General features: G+C 71.3%; 17 protein-coding genes. 10 read left to right on the plus strand and 7 right to left on the minus strand.

Annotated features, from left to right (window positions below; all coding sequences use genetic code 11):
* Positions 1-104 precede the first annotated feature (104 nt).
* Positions 105-3,245 carry a BTAD domain-containing putative transcriptional regulator gene (locus tag AB0M82_RS23370; RefSeq protein WP_364725348.1) on the plus strand — a complete coding sequence of 1,047 codons (3,141 nt, stop codon included), beginning with the start codon at positions 105-107 and terminating at the stop codon, positions 3,243-3,245.
* Here AB0M82_RS23370 and AB0M82_RS23375 read toward each other — a convergent pair.
* Genes AB0M82_RS23375 through AB0M82_RS23385 form a run of 3 tightly spaced genes read right to left on the minus strand, consistent with a single transcriptional unit; the run spans position 3,229 to position 6,133 of the window.
* Complete coding sequence (locus tag AB0M82_RS23375) at positions 3,229-3,978, minus strand: ABC transporter permease (protein WP_364725351.1); 750 nt, start codon at positions 3,976-3,978, stop codon at positions 3,229-3,231. The two genes, AB0M82_RS23370 and AB0M82_RS23375, sit on opposite strands and share 17 nt — an antisense overlap.
* On the minus strand, positions 3,975-4,916 hold the full coding sequence (locus AB0M82_RS23380; RefSeq protein ID WP_364725354.1) for an ATP-binding cassette domain-containing protein: 942 nt from the start codon (positions 4,914-4,916) through the stop codon (positions 3,975-3,977). The genes AB0M82_RS23375 and AB0M82_RS23380 overlap by 4 nt, the downstream gene beginning before the upstream one ends.
* A complete protein-coding gene (locus tag AB0M82_RS23385) occupies positions 4,913-6,133 on the minus strand; it encodes a cytochrome P450 (protein ID WP_364725357.1) in 1,221 nt (406 codons plus the stop codon). Before AB0M82_RS23385 ends, AB0M82_RS23380 begins: the two co-directional genes overlap by 4 nt.
* A gap of 530 nt (positions 6,134-6,663) precedes the next feature.
* Between AB0M82_RS23385 and AB0M82_RS23390 the strand changes: the two genes are divergently transcribed.
* The 3 genes from AB0M82_RS23390 to AB0M82_RS23400 are packed head-to-tail and all read left to right on the plus strand — an operon-like array spanning position 6,664 to position 9,171.
* Complete coding sequence (locus AB0M82_RS23390; protein WP_364725503.1) at positions 6,664-7,434, plus strand: alpha/beta fold hydrolase; 771 nt, start codon at positions 6,664-6,666, stop codon at positions 7,432-7,434.
* Complete coding sequence (locus tag AB0M82_RS23395; protein ID WP_364725360.1) at positions 7,427-8,992, plus strand: acyl-CoA carboxylase subunit beta; 1,566 nt, start codon at positions 7,427-7,429, stop codon at positions 8,990-8,992. The genes AB0M82_RS23390 and AB0M82_RS23395 overlap by 8 nt, the downstream gene beginning before the upstream one ends.
* Positions 8,992-9,171 (plus strand): acyl-CoA carboxylase subunit epsilon, encoded by a 180-nt coding sequence (locus AB0M82_RS23400; RefSeq protein ID WP_364725363.1) that lies wholly within the window; start codon positions 8,992-8,994, stop codon positions 9,169-9,171. Before AB0M82_RS23395 ends, AB0M82_RS23400 begins: the two co-directional genes overlap by 1 nt.
* A 10-nt stretch (positions 9,172-9,181) precedes the next feature.
* Here AB0M82_RS23400 and AB0M82_RS23405 read toward each other — a convergent pair whose 3' ends face one another.
* From AB0M82_RS23405 to AB0M82_RS23415, 3 genes are read right to left on the minus strand one after another with little or no spacing between them, the layout of a single operon-like run.
* Complete coding sequence (locus AB0M82_RS23405; RefSeq protein ID WP_364725366.1) at positions 9,182-9,838, minus strand: response regulator transcription factor; 657 nt, start codon at positions 9,836-9,838, stop codon at positions 9,182-9,184.
* A 27-nt stretch (positions 9,839-9,865) separates the two neighbouring features.
* Positions 9,866-10,984, minus strand: a complete 1,119-nt coding sequence (locus AB0M82_RS23410) for a sensor domain-containing protein (RefSeq protein WP_364725369.1) — start codon at positions 10,982-10,984, stop codon at positions 9,866-9,868.
* The gene (locus AB0M82_RS23415) at positions 10,981-12,234 is read right to left on the minus strand and encodes a nucleotide disphospho-sugar-binding domain-containing protein (RefSeq protein WP_364725372.1); all 1,254 of its coding nucleotides are present in this window, start codon (positions 12,232-12,234) and stop codon (positions 10,981-10,983) included. Before AB0M82_RS23415 ends, AB0M82_RS23410 begins: the two co-directional genes overlap by 4 nt.
* A gap of 392 nt (positions 12,235-12,626) precedes the next feature.
* On the opposite strand from AB0M82_RS23415, the gene AB0M82_RS23420 reads away from it, so the two are divergent.
* Entirely contained in the window at positions 12,627-13,577 is a 951-nt protein-coding gene (locus tag AB0M82_RS23420) for a proline iminopeptidase-family hydrolase (protein ID WP_364725375.1), read from the plus strand.
* Complete coding sequence (locus AB0M82_RS23425; protein WP_364725378.1) at positions 13,570-14,529, plus strand: ACP S-malonyltransferase; 960 nt, start codon at positions 13,570-13,572, stop codon at positions 14,527-14,529. The genes AB0M82_RS23420 and AB0M82_RS23425 overlap by 8 nt, the downstream gene beginning before the upstream one ends.
* Here AB0M82_RS23425 and AB0M82_RS23430 read toward each other — a convergent pair.
* Positions 14,522-14,767: an acyl carrier protein gene (locus tag AB0M82_RS23430; RefSeq protein WP_364725381.1), complete on the minus strand. Its 246-nt coding sequence runs from the start codon at positions 14,765-14,767 to the stop codon at positions 14,522-14,524. The two genes, AB0M82_RS23425 and AB0M82_RS23430, sit on opposite strands and share 8 nt — an antisense overlap.
* A gap of 152 nt (positions 14,768-14,919) precedes the next feature.
* Here AB0M82_RS23430 and AB0M82_RS23435 point away from each other — a divergent pair, with 152 nt between their 5' ends.
* The 4 genes from AB0M82_RS23435 (at position 14,920) to AB0M82_RS23450 (ending at position 19,812) form a co-directional block, all read left to right on the plus strand.
* The gene (locus AB0M82_RS23435) at positions 14,920-16,458 is read left to right on the plus strand and encodes an AMP-binding protein (RefSeq protein ID WP_364725383.1); all 1,539 of its coding nucleotides are present in this window, start codon (positions 14,920-14,922) and stop codon (positions 16,456-16,458) included.
* Positions 16,459-16,679: 221 nt separating this feature from the next.
* Positions 16,680-18,128, plus strand: a complete 1,449-nt coding sequence (locus AB0M82_RS23440) for an AMP-binding protein (RefSeq protein WP_364725386.1) — start codon at positions 16,680-16,682, stop codon at positions 18,126-18,128.
* Positions 18,125-19,339: a type III PLP-dependent enzyme gene (locus AB0M82_RS23445; protein WP_364725389.1), complete on the plus strand. Its 1,215-nt coding sequence runs from the start codon at positions 18,125-18,127 to the stop codon at positions 19,337-19,339. The genes AB0M82_RS23440 and AB0M82_RS23445 overlap by 4 nt, the downstream gene beginning before the upstream one ends.
* Positions 19,336-19,812: a cobalamin-dependent protein gene (locus tag AB0M82_RS23450; protein ID WP_364725391.1), complete on the plus strand. Its 477-nt coding sequence runs from the start codon at positions 19,336-19,338 to the stop codon at positions 19,810-19,812. Before AB0M82_RS23445 ends, AB0M82_RS23450 begins: the two co-directional genes overlap by 4 nt.
* The last annotated feature ends 24 nt before the right edge of the window (positions 19,813-19,836 follow it).

The raw sequence follows: 19,836 nt of genomic DNA on the forward strand, positions 1-19,836 counted from the left end.
CAGGTCCTCTCGTCGGCCACCGTCGCCGGCGAAGGTAGGCCTTGACGTCTACGTCAAGGCAACCGTGCCACGGACCGGCGTTCATCCGTGGCAAGATCGGCCGGGTGCTGATCGGGATACTGGGGCCATTCGAAGTGCGCACGGACGACGGCGGCCACGCCGACGTGCCGGGCGCCCGGTTGCGCGCGCTGCTGGCCGCCCTCGCGCTCGATCCCGGCCGCGTGGTCCCGAAGGCGGCGCTGGTCGACTGGATCTGGGGTGAGCACCCGCCCGCCGACGCGTCGAACGCGTTGCAGCGCTTGGTTTCCCGGCTGCGGAAAGCGTTGCCGGCCGGGGCGGTCGACGGCCGTCCGGACGGCTACCTGCTGAGGGTGGAGCCCGACGCCGTCGACGCCGTCCGGTTCGAACTCCTCCTCGGCCAGGCGCGAGGTGGGGAGGACTCGCAGCGGGTGAAGCTGCTGCGTGAGGCACTGGGGCTGTGGCGTGGCGCGGCCATGCAGGACGTCGGCCTGCCGGACAGCGAGGCGTTCGACGCGGCGGTCACCCGGCTCGAAGGGCTGCGCCTGGCCGCGCTGGAGGATCGGTTCGAGGCGGAGACCGCCCTCGGCCACGGTGCGGAGCTGGTCACGGAGCTGACCGACCTGGTGGCCGCGCACCCGCTGCGGGAACGGCTCGTCGCCCCGCTGATGCGCGCCCTGGCCGCGGCCGGTCGCGACACCGAGGCGCTGCAGGTCTACCAGCGCACGAGGGAAGCGCTGGCCGACGCGCTGGGCGTCGATCCCTCGCCGGAGCTGTCCGCGGTGCACGTCGCGCTGCTGCGGGGCGAGCTGGGACGGCGGGTGGAGAACCGCACGACGAACCTGCGGGCCGAGCTGACCAGCTTCGTCGGCAAGGACGCCGACGTCGCCGCGGTCCGCGAACTCGTCGCCGGGCACCGGCTCACCACCCTGATCGGGCCGGGCGGGTCGGGGAAGACCCGGCTCGCCACCGAAGCCGCGCGCACGCTGCTCGGCGACCTGCCGGACGGGGCCTGGCTGGTGGAGCTCGCCGCCATCGGCGCCGGCGGAGACGTGGCTCAGGCGACGCTCGCCGCGCTCGACCTGCGGGACGCGTTGCTCGGCGAGAACCCGGACGCGGAGCCGGTGGACCGGGTCGTCGCCGCGATCCGCGAGCGGGAGGTGCTGCTCGTCCTGGACAACTGCGAGCACGTGATCGAGCCGGCGGCGGCGTTCGCCCACCGCGTGCTCGGGGAGTGCCGACGGCTGCGGATCCTGGCGACCAGCAGGGAACCGCTCGGCATCACGGGGGAGAGGCTGTGGCCGGTCGTGCCGCTGGCCGTGCCGGACGAGGACGCCGGGCCCGCCGAGATCGAGTCCTCTCCCGCGGTCCGGTTGCTGCGGGACCGGGCGGGCGCGGTGCGCCAGGATCTCGCGGCCGACGCCGCCACGCTGACGACGATGGCGCGCGTCTGCCGGGCGCTGGACGGGATGCCGCTGGCCATCGAGCTGGCCGCGGCCCGGTTGCGCACGATGTCCCTGGACCAGCTCGCCACCCGGCTCGACGACCGGTTCCGCCTGCTGACCGGCGGCAGCCGGACCGCCCTGCCGCGGCACAAGACGCTGCGCGCCGTGGTCGACTGGAGCTGGGAGCTGCTCACCGACGCCGAACGGACGGTCCTGCGCCGGCTTTCGGTGTTCACGGGCGGGGCGAGCCTGGAAGCGGCCGAGCGGGTCTGCGCGGGGGACGACGTGGCGGCGTGGGAAGTGCTCGAGCTGCTGACCGCGCTGACCGAAAAGTCGCTGGTGGTCGCGACGGGCGACGGCACGCCGCGCTACCGGATGCTCGGCACGATCAAGGAGTACGCCGAGCAGCGTCTCGAGGAGGCGGGGGAGACGGATCCGGTGCGCCACGCGCATCTCGGGTACTTCACCGAATTCGCCGAAACCGCGGACCCGCACCTGCGCCGCGCCGAGCAGCTGGCCTGGCTCGCCGCCCTCGAGACCGAGCATGACAACATCGCGGCCGCGATGCGCGGAGCGCTGGCCGCGGGTGATGCGGCCGGCGCGATGCGGCTCGCGGCGGCCGCCGGCTGGTACTGGTGGCTCGGCGGGCACAAGACCGAGGGCAGCGAGCTGATCATGGCGGCCACCGCCGTGCCCGGCGAGGTGCCCGACGAGATCCGGGCCACGGTGTACGCGTTCGTCACGGGATTCCTGACCTCCGGCCGGCAAAGCGACCAGCGCCAGGCGGCGGAGTGGATCCACCAGGTGGCCGAGATCAGCCGGCGGATCCGGTGCCGCCACCCGGCCGTGGGGCTCGTCGCCGCGCTGGAACGCATGCTGCGGGCGCCGGACGCGGTCCTGTCCGCGTGGGAACCGCTGGTCACCGACGAGGACCCGTGGGTACGCGCCCTTGCCCGGCTGCAGCTCGGCAAGATGCGGGTCCAGACCGGCTCGGAAGGGCGGGAAGCGGACTCGCACCTCGAGACCGCACTCGCCGAATTCGGCGCGCTCGGTGAACGGTGGGGGATTTCGTTCGCCCGGTCCGAGCTGGCGGATCTTATCGCCGTGCGAGGCGAGTTCGCCGGTGCGTGCGAACACTACGAACACGCGATCGCGGTCGTCACGGAGGTCGGCGCCATCGAAGATGTCGTGCGGATGCGCTCGCGGCAGGCACAGTTGCACTGGCTCGCGGGGGACCAGGAGTCGAGCGCTTCCGCCATGGCGGAAGCGCAGCGGTGCGCGGAACGAGTCGCCTGGCCGGAGGCGTTGACCGAGCTGGCACTGGCGAAGGCGGAACTCGCCCGGTGGAGCGGCGACGCCGAGCAGGCGCACCGGCAACTCGACATCGCGAAAGCCATGCTGGGTACCGCCGCCGAGCGGGCGGGCATGCGGGCGACGGCACAAGACCTGCTCGGCTACCTCGCCGAGGATCTCGACGAAGCCCGGGAACACCGCGTCGCGGCCTTCCAGGCGGCGTCCGAGGTCGGCAGCGCCCCCATGATCGCGACGGCGCTCGTCGGGATCGCGGACCTGGCCCTGCGCCGCGACCAGGACGAGCAGGCCGTGCGGCTGCTCGCGGCGAGCACCGGCGTGCGCGGGCTGCCGGATCGCTCCCACCCGGACGTGGCCCGGATCGAGCAGGCCGCGCGGAGCCGCCTCGGTGACGAGAGGTTCGCCGAGGCGGCTCAGGAGGGGGCGCGGGCGGACTGGCGCGAGCTGGCCGAGGTCACGCTCGCTTCTTGAACGTGGACCGCGCCCAGACGTACCCGACGACCGCGATCCCGGTGCACCAGGCGAGGGCGGCGATCACGTCGCCCGCGGCCGGCGAGCCGGCGAGCAACCCGCGCAGGGTTTCGATGATCGGCGTGAAGGGCTGGTACTCCGCGAACTGCCGGAGCCCCGGCCCCATCTTCTCCGCCGGGACGATCGCGCTGCTGAAGAACGGCAGCATGACCAGCGGCACGGAAGCCAGGCCCGCCGTCTCCGGGGACTTCGCCGCCAGTCCCAGCGCGACCGTGAGCCAGCCGGTCGCGACCCCGAGCAGCACGACCACACCGGCCACGCCGAGCCAGCCGAGGAAACCCGCCGCCGGGCTGAAGCCCAGCAGGAACGCCACCCCGACGATCGCGCCGATGGCGACCAGGTTGGTCAGCACGCTGGCGATGACGTGGCCGGTCAGCACCGCGCCGCGCGGCACGTCCATGACCTTGAACCGGTTGATGACGCCCTTGGTCATGTCGGAGTTCACCGACGTCGCCACGGACCCCAGCCCGTAGCAGACGGCCAGCAGCATCAGGCCCGGCGTCGCGTAGTCGACGTAGTTCTGGCCGACGGCGAACGCGTCTCCGAGCATGTACACGAACATCAGCATGACCACGACCGGCATCAGGACCGCGTTGAACACCGAGGTCGGGTTCCGGGCGATGTGCTTGAAGTTGCGCCGCAGCATGACCAGCGAGGGGGACTTGGCGCTCATTTCGCGGCCACCTCCGTGCCGTGGCCCGTCAGGGCGAGGAAGACGTCGTCGAGGTCGGGGGTGTGCACGGAGAACCCTTCGGCGCTGATCGCGTACTCGTCGAGCCGGTCCAGCAGGGCCCGCAGTGATTTCGTCCCGCCGTCGCCGGGGACCCGCAGGGCCAGCGCTTCGTCGTCCCGCGTCGATCCGGTGAGGACCCGCGCGGCCGCGTCGAGTTCGGCGGCGGTGGTGAACCGGAGCCGGACGTGCGTGCCGGGGAGCCGGCGCTTGAGCTCGTCCGGGGTGCCCTCGGCGACCAGGCGGCCCTGGTCGAGCACCGCGATCCGGTCGGCGAGCTGGTCGGCTTCCTCGAGGTACTGGGTGGTGAGGAAGATGGTCACGCCGTCAGCCACCAGCCCGCGGATGATCGACCACATCGTGCGGCGGCTGCGCGGGTCCAGGCCCGTCGTCGGCTCGTCCAGGAAGATGATCCGCGGGTTGCCGACGAGCGTCATCGCCAGGTCCAGCTTCCGGCGCATGCCGCCGGAGTAGGTCGACGCGGCCTTGTGCGCCGAGCCGGCCAGATCGAACCGCTCCAGCAGGTCCGTGACGACCCGGCGGCCGTCCTTGGCGGGCACCCGGCCCAGGTCCACCATCAGCTGCAGGTTCTCCTGGCCCGTCAGCAGTTCGTCCACCGCCGCGAACTGACCGGTGACGCCGATCGCGGCGCGCACCGCCTTGGCGTCGGTCGCGAGGTCGTGCCCGGCCACGCGGACCGTCCCGCCGTCGGCCCGCGCCAACGTGGTGAGCACGTTCACCGTCGTCGTCTTGCCCGCCCCGTTCGGGCCGAGCAGGGAGAAGACCGTACCCGCGCGGACGTCCAGGTCGATGCCGTCCAGCACGACCTTGTCCCCGAACGCCTTCCGCAGTCCCGAAACCTCGATCGCCGGGGTACTCATTCGACCGGCTCCGTCCAGGTGACCGGCAGTGCGTGGACGCCGTAGATGTTCATGTCCGTCCTGAGCTTGACGTCGCCGGCGGGGACGGCGAGCGCGAGATCCGGGAAGCGCCGCAGCAGTCCCTCGAACCCGGCGCGCATCTCGATGCGGGCCAGCTGCTGGCCGAGGCACTGGTGGATGCCGTGGCCGAAGGACAGGAGGCCGCGGGCCTTGCGGTGGATGTCCAGGGTGCCGGCGTTCTCGAAGCGCCGGGGGTCGTGGTTGGCGGCCAGCAGCGAGACGACGACGGTCGATCCCTTGGCGATCGTTTCCCCGCCGAGTTCGAGGTCTTCCGTGGCGTAGCGGTAGAAGATGTCGGCGACGGACAGGTAGCGCAGGAGCTCCTCGACCGCGTTGGGCATCAGGTCCGGGTCGTCGCGCAGCTGGGCCAGCTGCCCGGGGTGCTCCAGGAGCGCGAAGGTGCCCAGCGCCAGCATGTTGGCGGTGGTCTCGTGCCCGGCGAGCAGCAGCAGGAACGCGACGCCGGTCAGCTCTTCGATGGTGAGGTCGTCCTGGCGGGCCAGGTCGGAGAGGATGTCGTCGCCGGGTTCGGCGCGTTTGCGCGTGACCAGTTCGGCGAGGTAGGTGTTCAGGGCCAGATACGCGCCCATCTTCGTCTCGAGCGGCTGGTCCTTGACCATGAACTGGGCCGAGTTGGCCTGGAAGTCCGCCCGGTCCGCGTAGGGGACGCCGAGCAGTTCGCAGATCACCAGCGAGGGCACCGGCAGCGCGAACTCCTCGACCAGGTCGATCGGCGGGGTCAGGCGCGCCACCTCGTCGAGCTGCCGTTCGGTGATTTCGACGATGCGCTCTTCGAGCATCTTCATGCGCTTGACGGTGAAGGCGCCGGTGAGCCGGCGCCGCAGCCGGGTGTGGTCCGGCGGGTCCATGGCGACGAACACGCCCGGCAGCTGCGGGGACGGCTCGGTGGCGGCGGGCATGCCGGGGGTCTCGTAGGGCGTGTGGAGGACGTCGAGGTCCAGGCGGGAGCTGAACCGGGTGTCGGCCATGAGCTGCCGGACGGCGTCGTAGCCGGTGACGAGCCAGCCCTCGTGACCGTCGGGGAAGACCAGCGGGCTGACCGGGCGGGCCTCGCGCAGCCGGGTGATTTCGCGGGGCGGCTCGAAGGGGCCCGCATCGCGTTCCATGGGCAGGCCGTGCGGGACGGGGTGACTCATCGGGTTTCCTCTCGTGGCGGTGGTGCTGTCGCCACGATCGCCGCCGGACCTGACACCCACCTGACACGGCCCTGACACCGGTCCTCGGCCCGAGTCCGAAGCGCTATGCCACTGGGACCGCCTGCTCGCCCTCCTCGGCCGCAGCCTCCCCGGCGCCTGAGTCTCCGGCGCCAGTGTCGCGCGTCCGAGGCTCGTTGACAGGGGCCCGGGGTTGCGCCCCAATGTGGCGTTGGGTGCGTTGGACGCACCGAATGCCACATTGGGTGCGTTGGACGCACCGAATGCCACATTGGGTGCGTTGGATGCACCGAATGCCACATTGGGTGCGTTGGATGCACCGAACGCCACATTGGGTGCGTTGGACGCAACCAATGCCACATTGGGGCGCTTGGCCCCGGCCCCGGCGCATCGGCAAGTCGGTCCAGTGTGGACGGACCAGCTTAGGGGGCGCTAGGGGTCGTTGGCCCGATCTCCGGCTGGCTACCTTGGCCGGTGGAGGCCCCGAGAGACACGGAAAGGCGGTGGACGACATGGTCGCCCACGTGGACAACGCCGAGGAGAACTGGTTCCGCCGGTTCGCCGCGTCGCCCGAGGCGAAGGCGCGGCTGGTCTGCCTGCCGCACGCCGGCGGCTCGGCCACCTTCTACTTCCCGGTGGCGAAGGCACTGGCACCGGACATCGAGGTCTCGGCCGTCCAGTACCCGGGTCGCCAGGACCGGCGGCACGAGCCGTTCCTGACGTCCATCGGCGCCATCGCCGACCGGGTCGCCGAGCTGTTGCGGGACAAGACCGACCGGCCGCTCGCGCTGTTCGGGCACAGCATGGGCGCGATGGTCGCCTACGAGACGGCCCGACGGCTCGAGCAGGCCGGGACGCCGGTCGCGGCGCTGTTCGTCTCCGGGCGGCGCGCGCCTTCGCGGGTGCGGGACGAGAGCGTGCACACCCGGACCGACGACGGTGTGCTCGCCGAGCTGCGGCGGTTGAGTGGCACCGAGATGGACCTGCTCGGGGACGAGGACGTCGTCCGGATGATCCTGCCGGTGGTGCGCAACGACTACCGGGCCGTCGAGACCTACCGGCACACCCCGGGCAAGCCCTTGGACGCGCCGATCGTGGCCTTCACCGGCACCGACGACCCGGTGGCCTCGGTGGACGAGGTCGCTTCGTGGGAGGACCACACCAACGGCGGCTTCGAGCTGGTGACGCTGGCGGGTGGCCACTTCTTCCTGACCCGCCACCAGGACGTGATCCTGCGGCGGCTGGCGGACGGCCTCCTCGACCGGGGAGCCGCTCATGTCTGAGGCACCGGCCGCGTTCGGCAACCGGCTCGGCGAACTGCGGGAGATCAAGGACGCCGCCCGCCGCGGGCCCGATGACGCGGCGACGCGGCGGCAGCATGAGCGCGGCAAGCTGACCGCGCACGAGCGGATCGAACTGCTCCTCGACCCGGGCTCGTTCACCGAGCTCGAGGCGCTGCGCCGGCACCGGGCCACCGGGTTCGGCCTCGAGCAGCGCCGCCCGTACTCCGACGGCGTCGTCTGCGGCTGGGGCACCGTGCACGGCCGGACGGTCTTCGTCTACGCCCACGACTTCCGGATCTTCGGCGGTGCGCTCGGCGAGGCGCACGCGCAGAAGATCCACAAGGTGATGGACCTCGCCGAAGCCGCGGGCGCGCCGCTGGTTTCGCTCAACGACGGCGCCGGGGCGCGGATCCAGGAGGGCGTCACGGCGCTCGCCGGGTACGGCGGCATCTTCCGGCGCAACACCCGCTGTTCCGGGGTCATCCCGCAGATCTCCGTGATGCTCGGCCCGTGCGCGGGCGGCGCGGCGTACTCGCCGGCGTTGACCGACTTCGTGTTCATGGTCCGCGAGACGTCGCAGATGTTCATCACCGGACCCGACGTCGTGCAGGCGGTGACGGGCGAGGAGATCACGCAGAACGGCCTCGGCGGCGCCGACGTGCACGCGGCGACCTCCGGCGTCGCGGCGTTCGTCTACGACGACGAAGCGACCTGCCTGGAAGACGTCCGGTACCTGCTTTCCCTGCTGCCGGCCAACAACAACGAGGCCCCGCCGCACGTGCCCGCCGACGACCCGGCCGACCGCCGCACCGACCGGCTGCTCGACCTCGTGCCCACCGACTCCGCCCGCGCCTACGACATGTGCGGCGTGCTCGCGGAAATCGTGGACGACGGCGAGTTCCTCCAGGTGCACGCCGGCTGGGCGGCCAACGTCGTGTGCGCGCTCGCCCGCCTCGACGGCCACGTCGTGGGCATCGTCGCGAACCAGCCCGCCGTCCTCGCCGGGGTGCTCGACATCGAAGCGAGCGAGAAGGCCGCCCGGTTCGTGCAGACCTGCGACGCGTTCAACATCCCGCTCGTGACGCTGGTGGACGTCCCCGGCTTCCTGCCCGGCGTCGACCAGGAGCACGGCGGCATCATCCGGCACGGCGCGAAACTGCTCTACGCCTACTGCAACGCCACGGTGCCGCGGGTGCAGGTGATCCTGCGCAAGGCGTACGGCGGCGCGTACATCGTGATGGACTCGCGGTCGATCGGCACCGACGTCTCCCTGGCGTGGCCCACCAACGAGATCGCCGTGATGGGCGCCGAGGGCGCGGCGAACGTGATCTTCCGCCGCGAGATCAACGCGGCCGACGATCCGGAAGCCCTGCGCGCACTGAAGATCAAGGAGTACCGGACCGAGCTGATGCACCCGTACTACGCGGCCGAGCGCGGCCTCGTGGACGACGTGATCGAGCCGGGCGAGACACGCCGGCTGCTGATCCGCTCGCTCGCGATGCTCCGCACCAAGCACGCCGACATCCCGGCGCGCAAGCACGGGAACCCGCCGGTCTGATGGGCGACCCGGTGGTGCGCGTCCTGAGCGGCGCGCCGGACGAGACCGAGCTGGCGGCGCTGATCGCGGTCCTGTCCGCGATCGGCGCGGCGGCGAAGCCGCCCGAACCCGCGCCGGCGGTGGCCCCGCGCCGCCCGCCCCGGTTCCAGCCGGCGACGAGCTGGCGCACCCTCCGCTGAGCCAACGCGTTCAGGCGCGCACGGCGGTGCTGTCCAAATAGGTCAGTACCGCGCGGATGCGGCGGTTCTCGTCCCGGCTGGCCTCCAGGCCGAGCTTCGCGAAGATGTTGCTGATGTGGTTCTCCACCGCGCCCTGGGTCACCACCAGGTTCTTCGCGATGGCCGCGTTCGACAGTCCTTGCGCCATCAGGCCCAGCACCTCCGTTTCGCGGGCAGTGAGGGCGGCGAGCGGGTCGCGGCGGCTGCGGGCGAGCATCTGGGCGACGACGTCGGGGTCGATCGCGGAGCCACCGCCGGCCACGCGCCGGACGGCCTCGAGGAAGTCGGCGACGTCGGCGACGCGTTCCTTCAGCAGGTAGCCGACCCCGGACGTGCCCTCCGCGATCAGGTCCACGGCGTAGCTGCCCTCCACGTACTGCGACACCACCAGCACCGGCAGGCCCGGGATCTCCTTGCGTGCGGCCAGTGCCGCGCGCAGGCCCTCGTCCGTGAACGTCGGGGGCATCCGGACGTCCGCGATGACCAGGTCCGGCCGGTGCTCGCGGATGGCGACGAGCAGGTCGTCGCCGTTGGCGACGGCGGCCGCGGTCTCGATGCCGACGTCGGCGAGCAGGCTCTGCACACCGGCGCGCAGCAGCACGGAGTCTTCGGCGATCACCACACGCATTTCGCAGCTCCTGAGTATTCGGCGAGCTCACCAGCGGACGGGAAGGTCGGCGCGCACCACCGTGGGGCCGCCCACCGGGCTGACCACGGTGAGCACACCGTCGATGGTGGCGGCCCGGTCGGCGAGGCCGGCCAGTCCGCCACCGGGACGCACGGACGCGCCGCCGTGACCGTTGTCGATGATCTCCACGACCACGGTGTCGTCATCGCGGGTCACGCGCACCGACGCGCGGTCCGCGCCCGCGTGCTTGGCGATGTTGGTGAGGGTTTCGCTGACGATGAAGTACGTCGTGGTCTCCACGGGCGCGGGTGGGCGGGGCTCCACCGTCACCTCGACGTCCACGTGGATCGGCATGCGCGCGGTCAGCGCGGACAGCGCGGCGTCCAGGCCACGGTCCTGCAGCACCGGCGAGTAGATCCCGCGGGCGAGGTCGCGCAGCTCGGACACGGCGATCTTCGCGTCGGCGTGGGCCGCGCCGATCAGGTCGCGTGCGGCCGCGGCGTCGGCGGGATTGTTCATGTCGAGCTTCAGCTGCGCCCGGCCCAGGCTCATCGCGACGGCCACCAGCCGCTGCTGCGCCCCGTCGTGCAGGTCGCGCTCGATGCGCTTGCGCTCGGCCTCCACGGCGTCGACGCCGCGGGCCCGCGAGTCCTTCAGCTGCCGGGTGCGGGCCTCCAGCTGCGCCGTCCGGCCCGGCCCGAGCATCGACAGCGTCAACGCGCCGTGCAACGCCCCGATCCGCGGCGCCACGAAGATGCCGAACGGCGGCACGGCCACGGACACGATCCCGGCTACGAATTCGACGATCCCCAGCGGGAGCGCGAGCAGCGCGTAGTTCAGCTCGCGCCACGTGATCGGGTCCACGAGCCGGATCTGCCAGGTCTGCAGCAGCCCGGCGCCGTGCGGCAGCCGGCGGGGCGCCGGGATGTCGACGTCGAGCATGGTGCGCACCCAGCCGCGCTCCAGGTCGGCCAGGCCGCGGGTCAGCGAGGTCGCGCAGATCAGGATCGGGATGCCGATCCACAGCATGGTGGTGGCGATGCCGAGCACGGTCGTGGAGAGCACGAGCACGAACGTGACGAGCCGGAGCGGGAAGCTCGAGACGAGGAAGCCGATCGTGCGGACGACGCGCGGTCGCCGCGTCACCGGCGTCGCGCGATCCGCTCGAGCTCCGGCACGAGGTCGTCCAGCGTCGGAGTGGCCAGCATCTCGTCCCGGACCTCGAGCGCGCAGTCGCGGAAGGACGGTTCGTCCAGCAGCCGCTCCAGTCCGCTTCGGACGGTCTCGGGGGTGACGTCCTCGAGGTCCACCATCAGGCCGTTGCCGCGCTTCACCTGGGCGATCGCGGACACCCGCTCGCTCCACGTGGTGCCCGGGATCACGAGCTGGGGGACGCCGTTGACCACCGCGTTGCCGATCGTCGCGCCGCCGCCCTGGTGCACGATGGCCGAACAGCTCGCGAGCAGCTCGTTCATCGGCACGAAGTCCACCGCGCGCACGTTGTCCGGGACCTTGTCCACCGACGCGAGCTGCTCCGCGTTGAGCGTCGCGATCACTTCGACGTCGAGGTCGGAAAGCCCGTCGAGCAGCGCGGAGACCGAGGTCTCCTCTTCGCCGAGCGTCTGCCGGTTGGAGATGCCCAGTGTCAGCAGCACGCGCGGGCGCGACGGGGTTTCGACCACCCAGCGCGGGAGCGCCATCGGCTTGTTCAACGGCACGAACCGCGCCGGCAGGTAGTCGACGTCGACGCCGTCGTAACGCAGGTAGGACGGGTGGCAGTCGATGGTCTTGACGCCGTAGCGCAAGGTCTCGTCGTAGTCCGCGCCGAAGCGGCCCACCTCGGCCGTCATCCACTCCACGAACGGGTCCGGGCTGGTGTCCTCGGGCAGGCTCGCGCGGAGGTCCCGGTACTGCGCGCCGATGCGCGCCGTCTGGTCCGCCGCGTACATCATCCGCAGGTGCGGGACGCCGACCGCCTGCGCGACGATCGGCGCGGCGTAGACCATCGGGTCCCACACGACGAGGTCCGGCTGCCACTGCCGGGCGAACCGGACGAGCTCGGTGAGCAGCGCTTCCGGCGTGTTCCACCGAAAGACGTCGACCCAGCCGTCGTAGACGGTGCGCACGTACTCCTCGGTGTAGCGTTCCGGACGGGTTTCGGAGAGCTGGTGCTCGCCGTGCATGGAGTCGTCGTTGTCGAGGCTGACCCGCCGGTGGTTGGCGATGTCGAAGTCGTCGCCGAGCCACATCGCGTCGAGGCCGGTCTCGGCGAACGGCAGGACCTCACGGGGATTGCGCCGGCCGACGAACCGCACCTCGTGCCCGGCGGCGGCCAGCGCCCAGCCGACCGGGGCCATGCTGTAGACGTGCGTCCTCGTCGGGAAGACCATCAACATGACGCGCACAACGCACTCTCCGATGCCGGGGGCGGAAAACCTGCTGCTAGGGAAAAGGTAGTGGCGGCGCGCCGTCCGGCCGACCCGGCAATGCGGCGGTAGGGGTCCGGAACCCCTGTTCCGGCCGCGAACCTTCCCCGTGGGCACGTCGGTGCGTTACTGATCCGGCCAAAAGTAGGCCGACCCCGACGCGGCACGTAACCGTTGCTACGAAGTCATTCGGCCGTGACTGTGGTCGGATTAGTAACGGTCGGCACAGTAGGGAGGTCAGTGGCATTTGGATCCGCTTTAGACGCCCCTTAGGGGCTGGTGACAGCGCTCCCGCAACGGCTAGACATGAAGGTGGTTCCGGCCGCGCAGAAGCCGGACGCGAGGGGAACGAGGTGATGAGCATGGCCGTGACACCCACCAGGAAAGGCTGGGTCTCCTTCGGCGGATACCGCACCTGGTACCGGGTCACCGGCGACGCCGGCGGAGAACTGCCCGCCGTCGTCGTGGTGCACGGCGGGCCGGGAAGCACGCACGACTACCTGCTGAGCCTCTGCTCGCTCGCCGAGCACGGGTGGCCGGTGGTGCACTACGACCAGCTCGGCAGCGGTGGTTCGACGCGCCTGTCCGGCAAGGGCGCGGACTTCTGGACGCCGGAGCTGTTCGGCGACGAGCTGGACAACCTGGTGCACCGGCTGGGCGTCGAAGACAACTACGTCCTGTTCGGACAGTCATGGGGCGGTCTGGTCGTCGCGCGGCACGCCGCGCAGCGTCCCGACGGCCTGCGCGGTCTGGTGATCGCGAACTCGCCGGCGTCCTACCCGCTGTGGCGGCAGGAGATGGACGTGCTGCGTGCCCAGCTGCCACCCGGCGTCGACGACCAGCTGAGAGCGCACGAAGCCGCCGCCACCACCGATTCGCCGGAGTACTTCGATCTCATGCGCGTGTTCTACGACCGGCACGTCTGCCGCGTGCTGCCATGGCCGGCCGACTACCTGGCCTCGTTCATGGAGATGGCCGACGACAACACCGTCTACACGACGATGAACGGCCCGAGCGAGTTCACCGTCTCCGGCACGCTCAAGGACTACTCGGTGATCGACGTCCTCGACGACATCGAAGTGCCCACCCTGCTCATTTCGGGCCGGCACGACGAGGCCACCCCGGCGACCGTCCAGCCGTACTTCGACCGGATCCACGACGTGCGCTGGGAGATTCTCGAGAACTCCAGCCATGTCCCGCACCTCGAGGAGCCCGAACGGTTCCGCGAGATCCTGCTCGGTTTCCTGCAGGACATCCACCCCACCGCGCCCGCGAGCCGGGTCGCCGAGAGAAGGGTCGCCAGCCATGGATGAAGCCATCCGGCCGGGATCGGCGGTCGTCTTCCCCGGAATGAGCCCCTGTCGCTTCGCCGACTTCGGCAAGTTCCTCCTTGTCAACCCGTTCGCCCGCCCGCTCATCGCGGCGGCCAAGGAGCGGCTCGGCTACTCGCTGATCGACCGCTTCCGCGAGACCGAGGGCGACTACTCCGAGTACGCCCAGGTCGGGTTCATGCTCACCTGCGTCGCGCTCGCCGAATGGGCCGAGCAGGAGTACGGCATGAGCCCCGACTACTGCACCGGGCCGAGCTTCGGCGAGAAACCGGCCAGCGTGTACGCCGGTTCCCTGACCTTCCCCGACGCCGTGTGGATGACCGCGGAGCTCGCTCGCTGCCTGACCGAGTTCTTCGCCACCGAATACACGGACGTGGTGACCCACTCGTTCGTCCGCACCCCGGAGGAAAAGCTCACCGACGCCCTCACCGACCTGGAGGGGCGCGGCGAATGGTTCGACATCTCGTGCTACATCGACCACGACTTCTTCATGGTCTCCCTGCGCGAGCGGAACCTCGACTGGCTCAAGAAGACGGTGCGCGGCATCGGCGGGCTCTCCCTCTACACCATGCGGCCGCCGCTGCATTCGCGCGCGTTCGGTGCGCTGCGCCGCAAGGCGGAGGACGAGGTGATCGGCGACCTGACCTTCCACGACCCGCTCCTGCCCATCGTCGCCGACCAGGACGGCTCGGTCCTGCGCACCGGTGAACAGGTGCGCACGATGTTGCTCGACAGCATCGTCAAGCCGCTGCGGTGGCCGCATGTCGTGTCGTCGCTGGAACAGCTCGGGGTCCGCAAGCTCTGGGTGGCCGGGCCGGACACGCTGTTCGGGCGCGTCCGGGCCACCACGAGCCGCTTCGAGGTGGTCACGGTGAACCCGCGCATGGCCCTGCAGCCCCGCCGTCGTGGCGCAGGACCGTCGCGCGTCAGCTAGCCGGCTGCAGCGCGGCCAGCGTGTTCCACAGCCGGCCGGGGTTCTCGAACGTCTCCAGGTTCAGGGCGTCGTCCTCGAACCGGACGTTGTAGTTCTGCTCCAGCACGGAGAGCAGTTCCACGGTCGCGAGCGAGTCGAGCCCGTAGTCCCGGAGCGGGGTCTCGGCGGTCAGCGCCTCCTCGGCGGGCAGGAAAGGAAGGTACGAGCGAAGCGTCTCGTCGAAAGTGCTGTCCCACATGGCTACTCCGGATCGCTAGGTTGGGATCTACCGAGAGGAAACCGACCGCCCGGTTCGGTTTCGGACTCTACCGCGCGTCGCCCTCCCGGATCGACGTATCGGCACCCCTATTTGTCAATCCGGCCCAAGCGGGCCGACCATGGAGGACGACGATGGACACGGGTCTCACCGGCGGGCCGCACACGCGGTTCCTGCGCGGCCTCGAACTTTCCGGCGGCGGGGTGGCCGTCCACGTGGGCGACCAAGCGCTGAGCTACCCCCGGCTGCACGAGCTGGCCCTGCTGTGGGGTGGCGCGCTCGCCGAGGCCGGCGCCCGCACCGTAGGGGTGCTGGCGGGTAAGGGTGTCACCGCCTACGCGGGGATATTGGCCGGTCTGTACGCGGGCGCCACGATCGTGCCGCTGCGCCCGGACTTCCCGGCGGCGCGGACCGGCCAGATGGTCGAGGCCGCGGGCGTCGACGCGATCGTCGCCGACGCGCGCGGCCTCGCCCTGCTGCCGGAGGTGCTCGGCGGGCGGCAGGTCACCGTGCTCGCGCCGGACTGCGGCGACCAGCCGTCGGTGGTGCGGCCGCGGGCCTCGCAGGCGCTGGCCGCGCCGGTGTCCACACCCGCGTCGGACACCGCGTACGTGCTGTTCACGTCGGGCTCGACCGGGCGACCCAAGGGCGTGCGGATCGGGCACGCCGCCGTCGACCACTACTTCGGCCTGCTCGACGCGCGGTACGACTTCACGCCGGACGACGTGTTCTCGCAGACGTTCGACCTGAACTTCGACTGCGCGATGTTCGACCTGTTCTGCGCGTGGGGCGCCGGGGCGCCGGCGGTCGTGCTGCCGGGCGGGGCGTACCGGAACCTGCCGCGGTTCGCGGCCGAGCGCGGGCTCACCGTGTGGTTCTCCACGCCGAGCGCCATCGACCTCGTCCGGCGCACCGGAGGCCTGACCCCGGGCGCGCTGCCGGGGCTGCGGTGGAGCTTCTTCGCGGGAGAGGCGCTGACCGTCCGCGACACGGCCGACTGGCGGGCCGCGGCCGGTTCGTCGATCGTGGAGAACCTCTACGGCCCGACCGAACTGACGGTGACGGTGTCGGGGTACCGCTGGGACGACGTCGAAACTCCCCGCGTCGCGGTGAACGGCGTGGTGCCGATCGGCGCGGTGCACGCGGGCCACGACCACGTCCTGCTGGGCGCCGGCGACGTTCCGGACCCCGACGAGGGTGAGCTCTGCATCGCGGGGCCGCAGATGACCCCGGGCTACCTCGACCCGGCCGACGAGCAGGGGCGGTTCCTGGACCGCGACGGCAAGCGCTTCTACCGCACGGGCGACCGCTGCCGCCGCCTCGGTGACGCCGGCCTCGCCTACCTCGGGCGGCTGGACTCCCAGGTGCAGGTGCTGGGCTGGCGCATCGAGCTGACGGAGGTCGAGCACGCGCTGCGCGACTGCGGCGTCCAGGACGCGGTGGCGCTGGGCGTGGCGGGGGAGGCGGGGACCGAGCTGTTCGTCTTCTACACGGGAGGGGAACGGCCGGTGCTGGAGATGGTGCGCGCGCTGCGGGCGGTGTTGCCGGAAGGCGTGATCCCACGGCACTACCGGCACGTCGACGAGTTCCCGCTCAACTCCAACCGCAAGATCGACCGCAAGACCCTGGCTGCCCGCGCGGCCGAGCTACTGGCCCCGGCCCCGGTCGGCTGAGAAACCTGCTCGCCCACGGCCGTGAATGGCTCATTGAGGGACATAGAGTCCCTCAATGTGCCATTCACGGCCGTTCCGTTGCCCGGAGCCGGCCGGGCGGCGGGGGTTAGGGGCCGTTAGGGGTGTGGATCCGCAGGTCGGCGCGGCTAGCTTTCGAAACGTCTCCAGGTGTGTCTTCCACGCCGGCCCGTGATCCTTCGAGTCCCTACGGAGTGGCAGTCGTGAACGATTCTCTGGTCCATTCTCTGCTCGACGCGGCGGCGGCCGACGCGCCAGGGGCGTCGGCGGTCCGCGACCGCTCCGGTGTCTGGACCTACGCCGAGCTCGACGCGTGGAGCCATGCCGTGGCCGTGGTGCTCGCGCGGCGCGGCGTGGGGCACGCGGACCGGGTGGTCGTGCAGCTGCCCACCGATCGTGCGCTGGTCGCGCTGTTCTACGGCACTTCGCGCCGCGGGGCGGTGTTCGTGCCGATCAACCCGGCCATGAAGCGGTTCCACTTCGACTCCGTGGTGGCCAACGCCGAGCCGGTGCTGGTGCTCACGGCCGGGGAGTTCGGTCCTTTTTGGAGCGAGGTCACCGACGCCGTCGGAGAACGGGCGGAAGTGGCCGACGTCGGCGAAGACGACATCGCCGTCCTCGTCTACACCTCCGGCAGCACCGCCGCGCCGAAGGGCGTGATCGGCCCGCACCGCCAGGTCACCTTCGCCACCGGCGCGATCCAGGCCGTCCTCGGCTACCGCCGCGACGACGTCGTGTTCTGCCGGTTCCCGATGTCCTGGGACTACGGCCTCTACAAGGTGCTGATGGCCACGCTCGGCCGCAGCGAGATCGTGCTCGCCGACGCCGAGTCGGACCTGCGGCTGCTGGGGCGGATGCGCGAGGTCGGCGCCACCGTCGTGCCGATCGTCCCGTCGCTCGCCACCATGATCGCCACCCTCGCCGGGCGCGACGCCGAGCCGCCCGCGCCGGTGCGCCTGTTCACCAACACCGGCGCCGCCCTGCCCGACGCCACGATCGCCAAGCTGCGCGCCGCCTTCCCCGGCGCCAAGGTCGTCCGCCAGTTCGGCCAGACCGAGTGCAAGCGGATCACGATCATGCCGCCGGACGAGGACACCGAGCGCCCCGGTTCGTCCGGGCTGCCGCTGCCGGGCACGTCCGTGCTGATCCTCGCCGCGGACGGGACCGAGCTGCCGGCCGGGGACATCGGCGAGATCGTCGCCGCCGGGCCGCACGTCATGCCCGGCTACTGGCGGGCGCCCGAGATCTCCGCCCGCGCCTTCCGCCGCGACGAGGCGACCGGCGAGCTGCGTCTGCACACCGGCGACTACGGCCGGCTCGACGCCGACGGCTACCTCTACTTCGAGGGCCGCCGCGACGACATGTTCAAGCGCAAGGGCATCCGGATGTCCACTTTGGAGATCGAGGCCGCCGCGATGGACATCCCCGGCGTCCGCGCGGCGGGCGCGATCCCGCCGAGCGAGGTGCGGGACCTCGCCATCTGCGTCGAGACCGACCTGGCGCCCACGACGGTGCTGCGGGAGCTCGCCAAACGGCTGGAGCCGCAGAAGGTCCCGTCCCTGTGCCACGTCGTCGCCGAGTTCCCGCTCACGGCGCACGGCAAGAACGCCACGAAGGAACTCGCACTGCTGGTGGAGGGGGCTCGCAAATGAGCAGGTACACCGATCTCGCCGAGAAGTTCGGCACGCCCGCCTACGTCTACGACCTCGACGTGGTCGCCGAGTCATGCGACCAGCTGTTCGGCATGCTGCCCGAAGGCTTCCAGCTGTTCTACGCGCTGAAGTCCAACCCCCACCCCGAGATCGGCCGCGAGCTGCGCGGCCGTGGGTGCCGCGCGGAGATCAGCTCCACCGGCGAGCTGGTCAACGCGCTGACCGCCGGGTTCGACCCGGCCGGGATCCTCTACACCGGTCCCGGCAAGACCGACGAGGAGCTGGAGCACGCGATCGCCGCCGGGGTCCGGCTGTTCTCCGTCGAGTCGCTGACCGACCTCCAGCACGTCGGCGCCGCCGCGGAGAAGAACGACGCCACCGTGTCCGTGCTGCTGCGCGTGAACACCACCGCGAGCAGCGGGGGCACCGGCATCCGGATGATGGGCCGCCCGTCGCAGTTCGGCATCGACGCCGAGACGCTGCCCGAAATCATGCCCGCGCTGAAGGCGGTGCCCGGCGCCCGTGTCGTCGGCGCGCACTTCTTCACCATGAGCAACGCCCAGGACGAGGCCAGCCTCCTCGGCGAGTACGAGTTCGTCCTCCGGTCGGCCGCGCAGCTGCGCCGGGAAGTCGGGCTGCCGCTGGAGATCCTGGACATCGGTGGCGGTTTCTCCTCGCCGTACGCGGTGCCGGGCCCGCGCACCGCTTACCCGAAGCTCCGGGCGGGGCTCGAGGCCCTGCTCGACCTGCACCTGCCCGAGTGGCGGTCCGGCGAGATCGAGCTGGCCTGCGAGTCGGGCCGCTACCTGTCCGGCAGCTGCGGTTCGCTGCTGGCGGGCGTGGTGAACGTCAAGGAAAGCCGCGGCAGCCGGTTCGTCATCCTCGACGCCGGGATCAACGTCGTCGGCGGGCTGTCCGGGATCGGCCGGCTGCTCCCCGCGGCGGTCGGCATCGAGGAGGCCGGCACCGAGAAGGGCAGCCTGGTCGGTCCACTGTGTACTCCCGGTGACTCGCTCGCCAAGGTGGCCGAGCTGCCCGCACTGGCTCCCGGCGACGTCGTCACGGTGCCGAACGTCGGCGCCTACGGCGTCACCGCCAGCCTGATCAGCTTCCTCGGCCGTCCCGCGCCGACGGAGGTCGTGGTGCGCGGCGACGAGATCATCTCCGTGTCCCGGTTGGACTACCAGCGCGCTTACGAGGTCTCGCCATGACCGAGGAACTGCACGCCTACGCCGGGGGAGTCGTCACCGAGCCGCACCGGCGGCCGGTGATCGTCAGCAGCATGGCCTCGGACTCGCACACCTGGAACCTGGTCTTCCTCGAGCTCCTCGTCGGCGAGCTCGGCTTCGACGTGGTGAACCTCGGGGCGTGCGTGCCGGACGAGCTGCTGGAGTCGGAGTGCCTGAGCCGCCGCCCGGCGATGCTCGTGCTGAGCAGCGTCAACGGCCACGGCTACCAGGACGGCCTGCGCGTGATCCAGCGGCTGCGCGCCATCCCCGAACTGCGCGCGCTCACGGTGGTGATCGGCGGCAAGCTCGGCGTCGGCGGGGCACTGACCGAGGACGAAACCGCGGAACTGCTGCTCGCCGGGTTCGACGCGGTGTTCGACGACCAGCAGGGCGCGGCGTCGTTCCGCCGGTTCGCCGCGACGCTGTCCGCCGGTGTGACTCAGGTGGAGGCGTGAGTACCGCCGACGTACGTCTTCCCG

It is taken from the genome of Amycolatopsis sp. NPDC051128 (assembly GCF_040682715.1).
Classification (GTDB): domain Bacteria; phylum Actinomycetota; class Actinomycetes; order Mycobacteriales; family Pseudonocardiaceae; genus Amycolatopsis.

Bases quoted from the DNA above. Each gene is read 5' to 3' on its own strand.
- AB0M82_RS23445 (WP_364725389.1), top strand. From the start codon at position 18,125: ATGAGCAGGTACACCGATCTCGCCGAGAAGTTCGGCACGCCCGCCTAC.
- AB0M82_RS23425 (WP_364725378.1), top strand. From the start codon at position 13,570: ATGGATGAAGCCATCCGGCCGGGATCGGCGGTCGTCTTCCCCGGAATG.
- AB0M82_RS23385 (WP_364725357.1), bottom strand. From the start codon at position 6,133: ATGAGTCACCCCGTCCCGCACGGCCTGCCCATGGAACGCGATGCGGGC.
- AB0M82_RS23415 (WP_364725372.1), bottom strand. From the start codon at position 12,234: ATGTTGATGGTCTTCCCGACGAGGACGCACGTCTACAGCATGGCCCCG.
- AB0M82_RS23405 (WP_364725366.1), bottom strand. From the start codon at position 9,838: ATGCGTGTGGTGATCGCCGAAGACTCCGTGCTGCTGCGCGCCGGTGTG.
- AB0M82_RS23380 (WP_364725354.1), bottom strand. From the start codon at position 4,916: ATGAGTACCCCGGCGATCGAGGTTTCGGGACTGCGGAAGGCGTTCGGG.
- AB0M82_RS23450 (WP_364725391.1), top strand. From the start codon at position 19,336: ATGACCGAGGAACTGCACGCCTACGCCGGGGGAGTCGTCACCGAGCCG.
- AB0M82_RS23390 (WP_364725503.1), top strand. From the start codon at position 6,664: ATGGTCGCCCACGTGGACAACGCCGAGGAGAACTGGTTCCGCCGGTTC.
- AB0M82_RS23435 (WP_364725383.1), top strand. From the start codon at position 14,920: ATGGACACGGGTCTCACCGGCGGGCCGCACACGCGGTTCCTGCGCGGC.
- AB0M82_RS23375 (WP_364725351.1), bottom strand. From the start codon at position 3,978: ATGAGCGCCAAGTCCCCCTCGCTGGTCATGCTGCGGCGCAACTTCAAG.
- AB0M82_RS23420 (WP_364725375.1), top strand. From the start codon at position 12,627: ATGGCCGTGACACCCACCAGGAAAGGCTGGGTCTCCTTCGGCGGATAC.
- AB0M82_RS23400 (WP_364725363.1), top strand. From the start codon at position 8,992: ATGGGCGACCCGGTGGTGCGCGTCCTGAGCGGCGCGCCGGACGAGACC.
- AB0M82_RS23430 (WP_364725381.1), bottom strand. From the start codon at position 14,767: ATGTGGGACAGCACTTTCGACGAGACGCTTCGCTCGTACCTTCCTTTC.
- AB0M82_RS23395 (WP_364725360.1), top strand. From the start codon at position 7,427: ATGTCTGAGGCACCGGCCGCGTTCGGCAACCGGCTCGGCGAACTGCGG.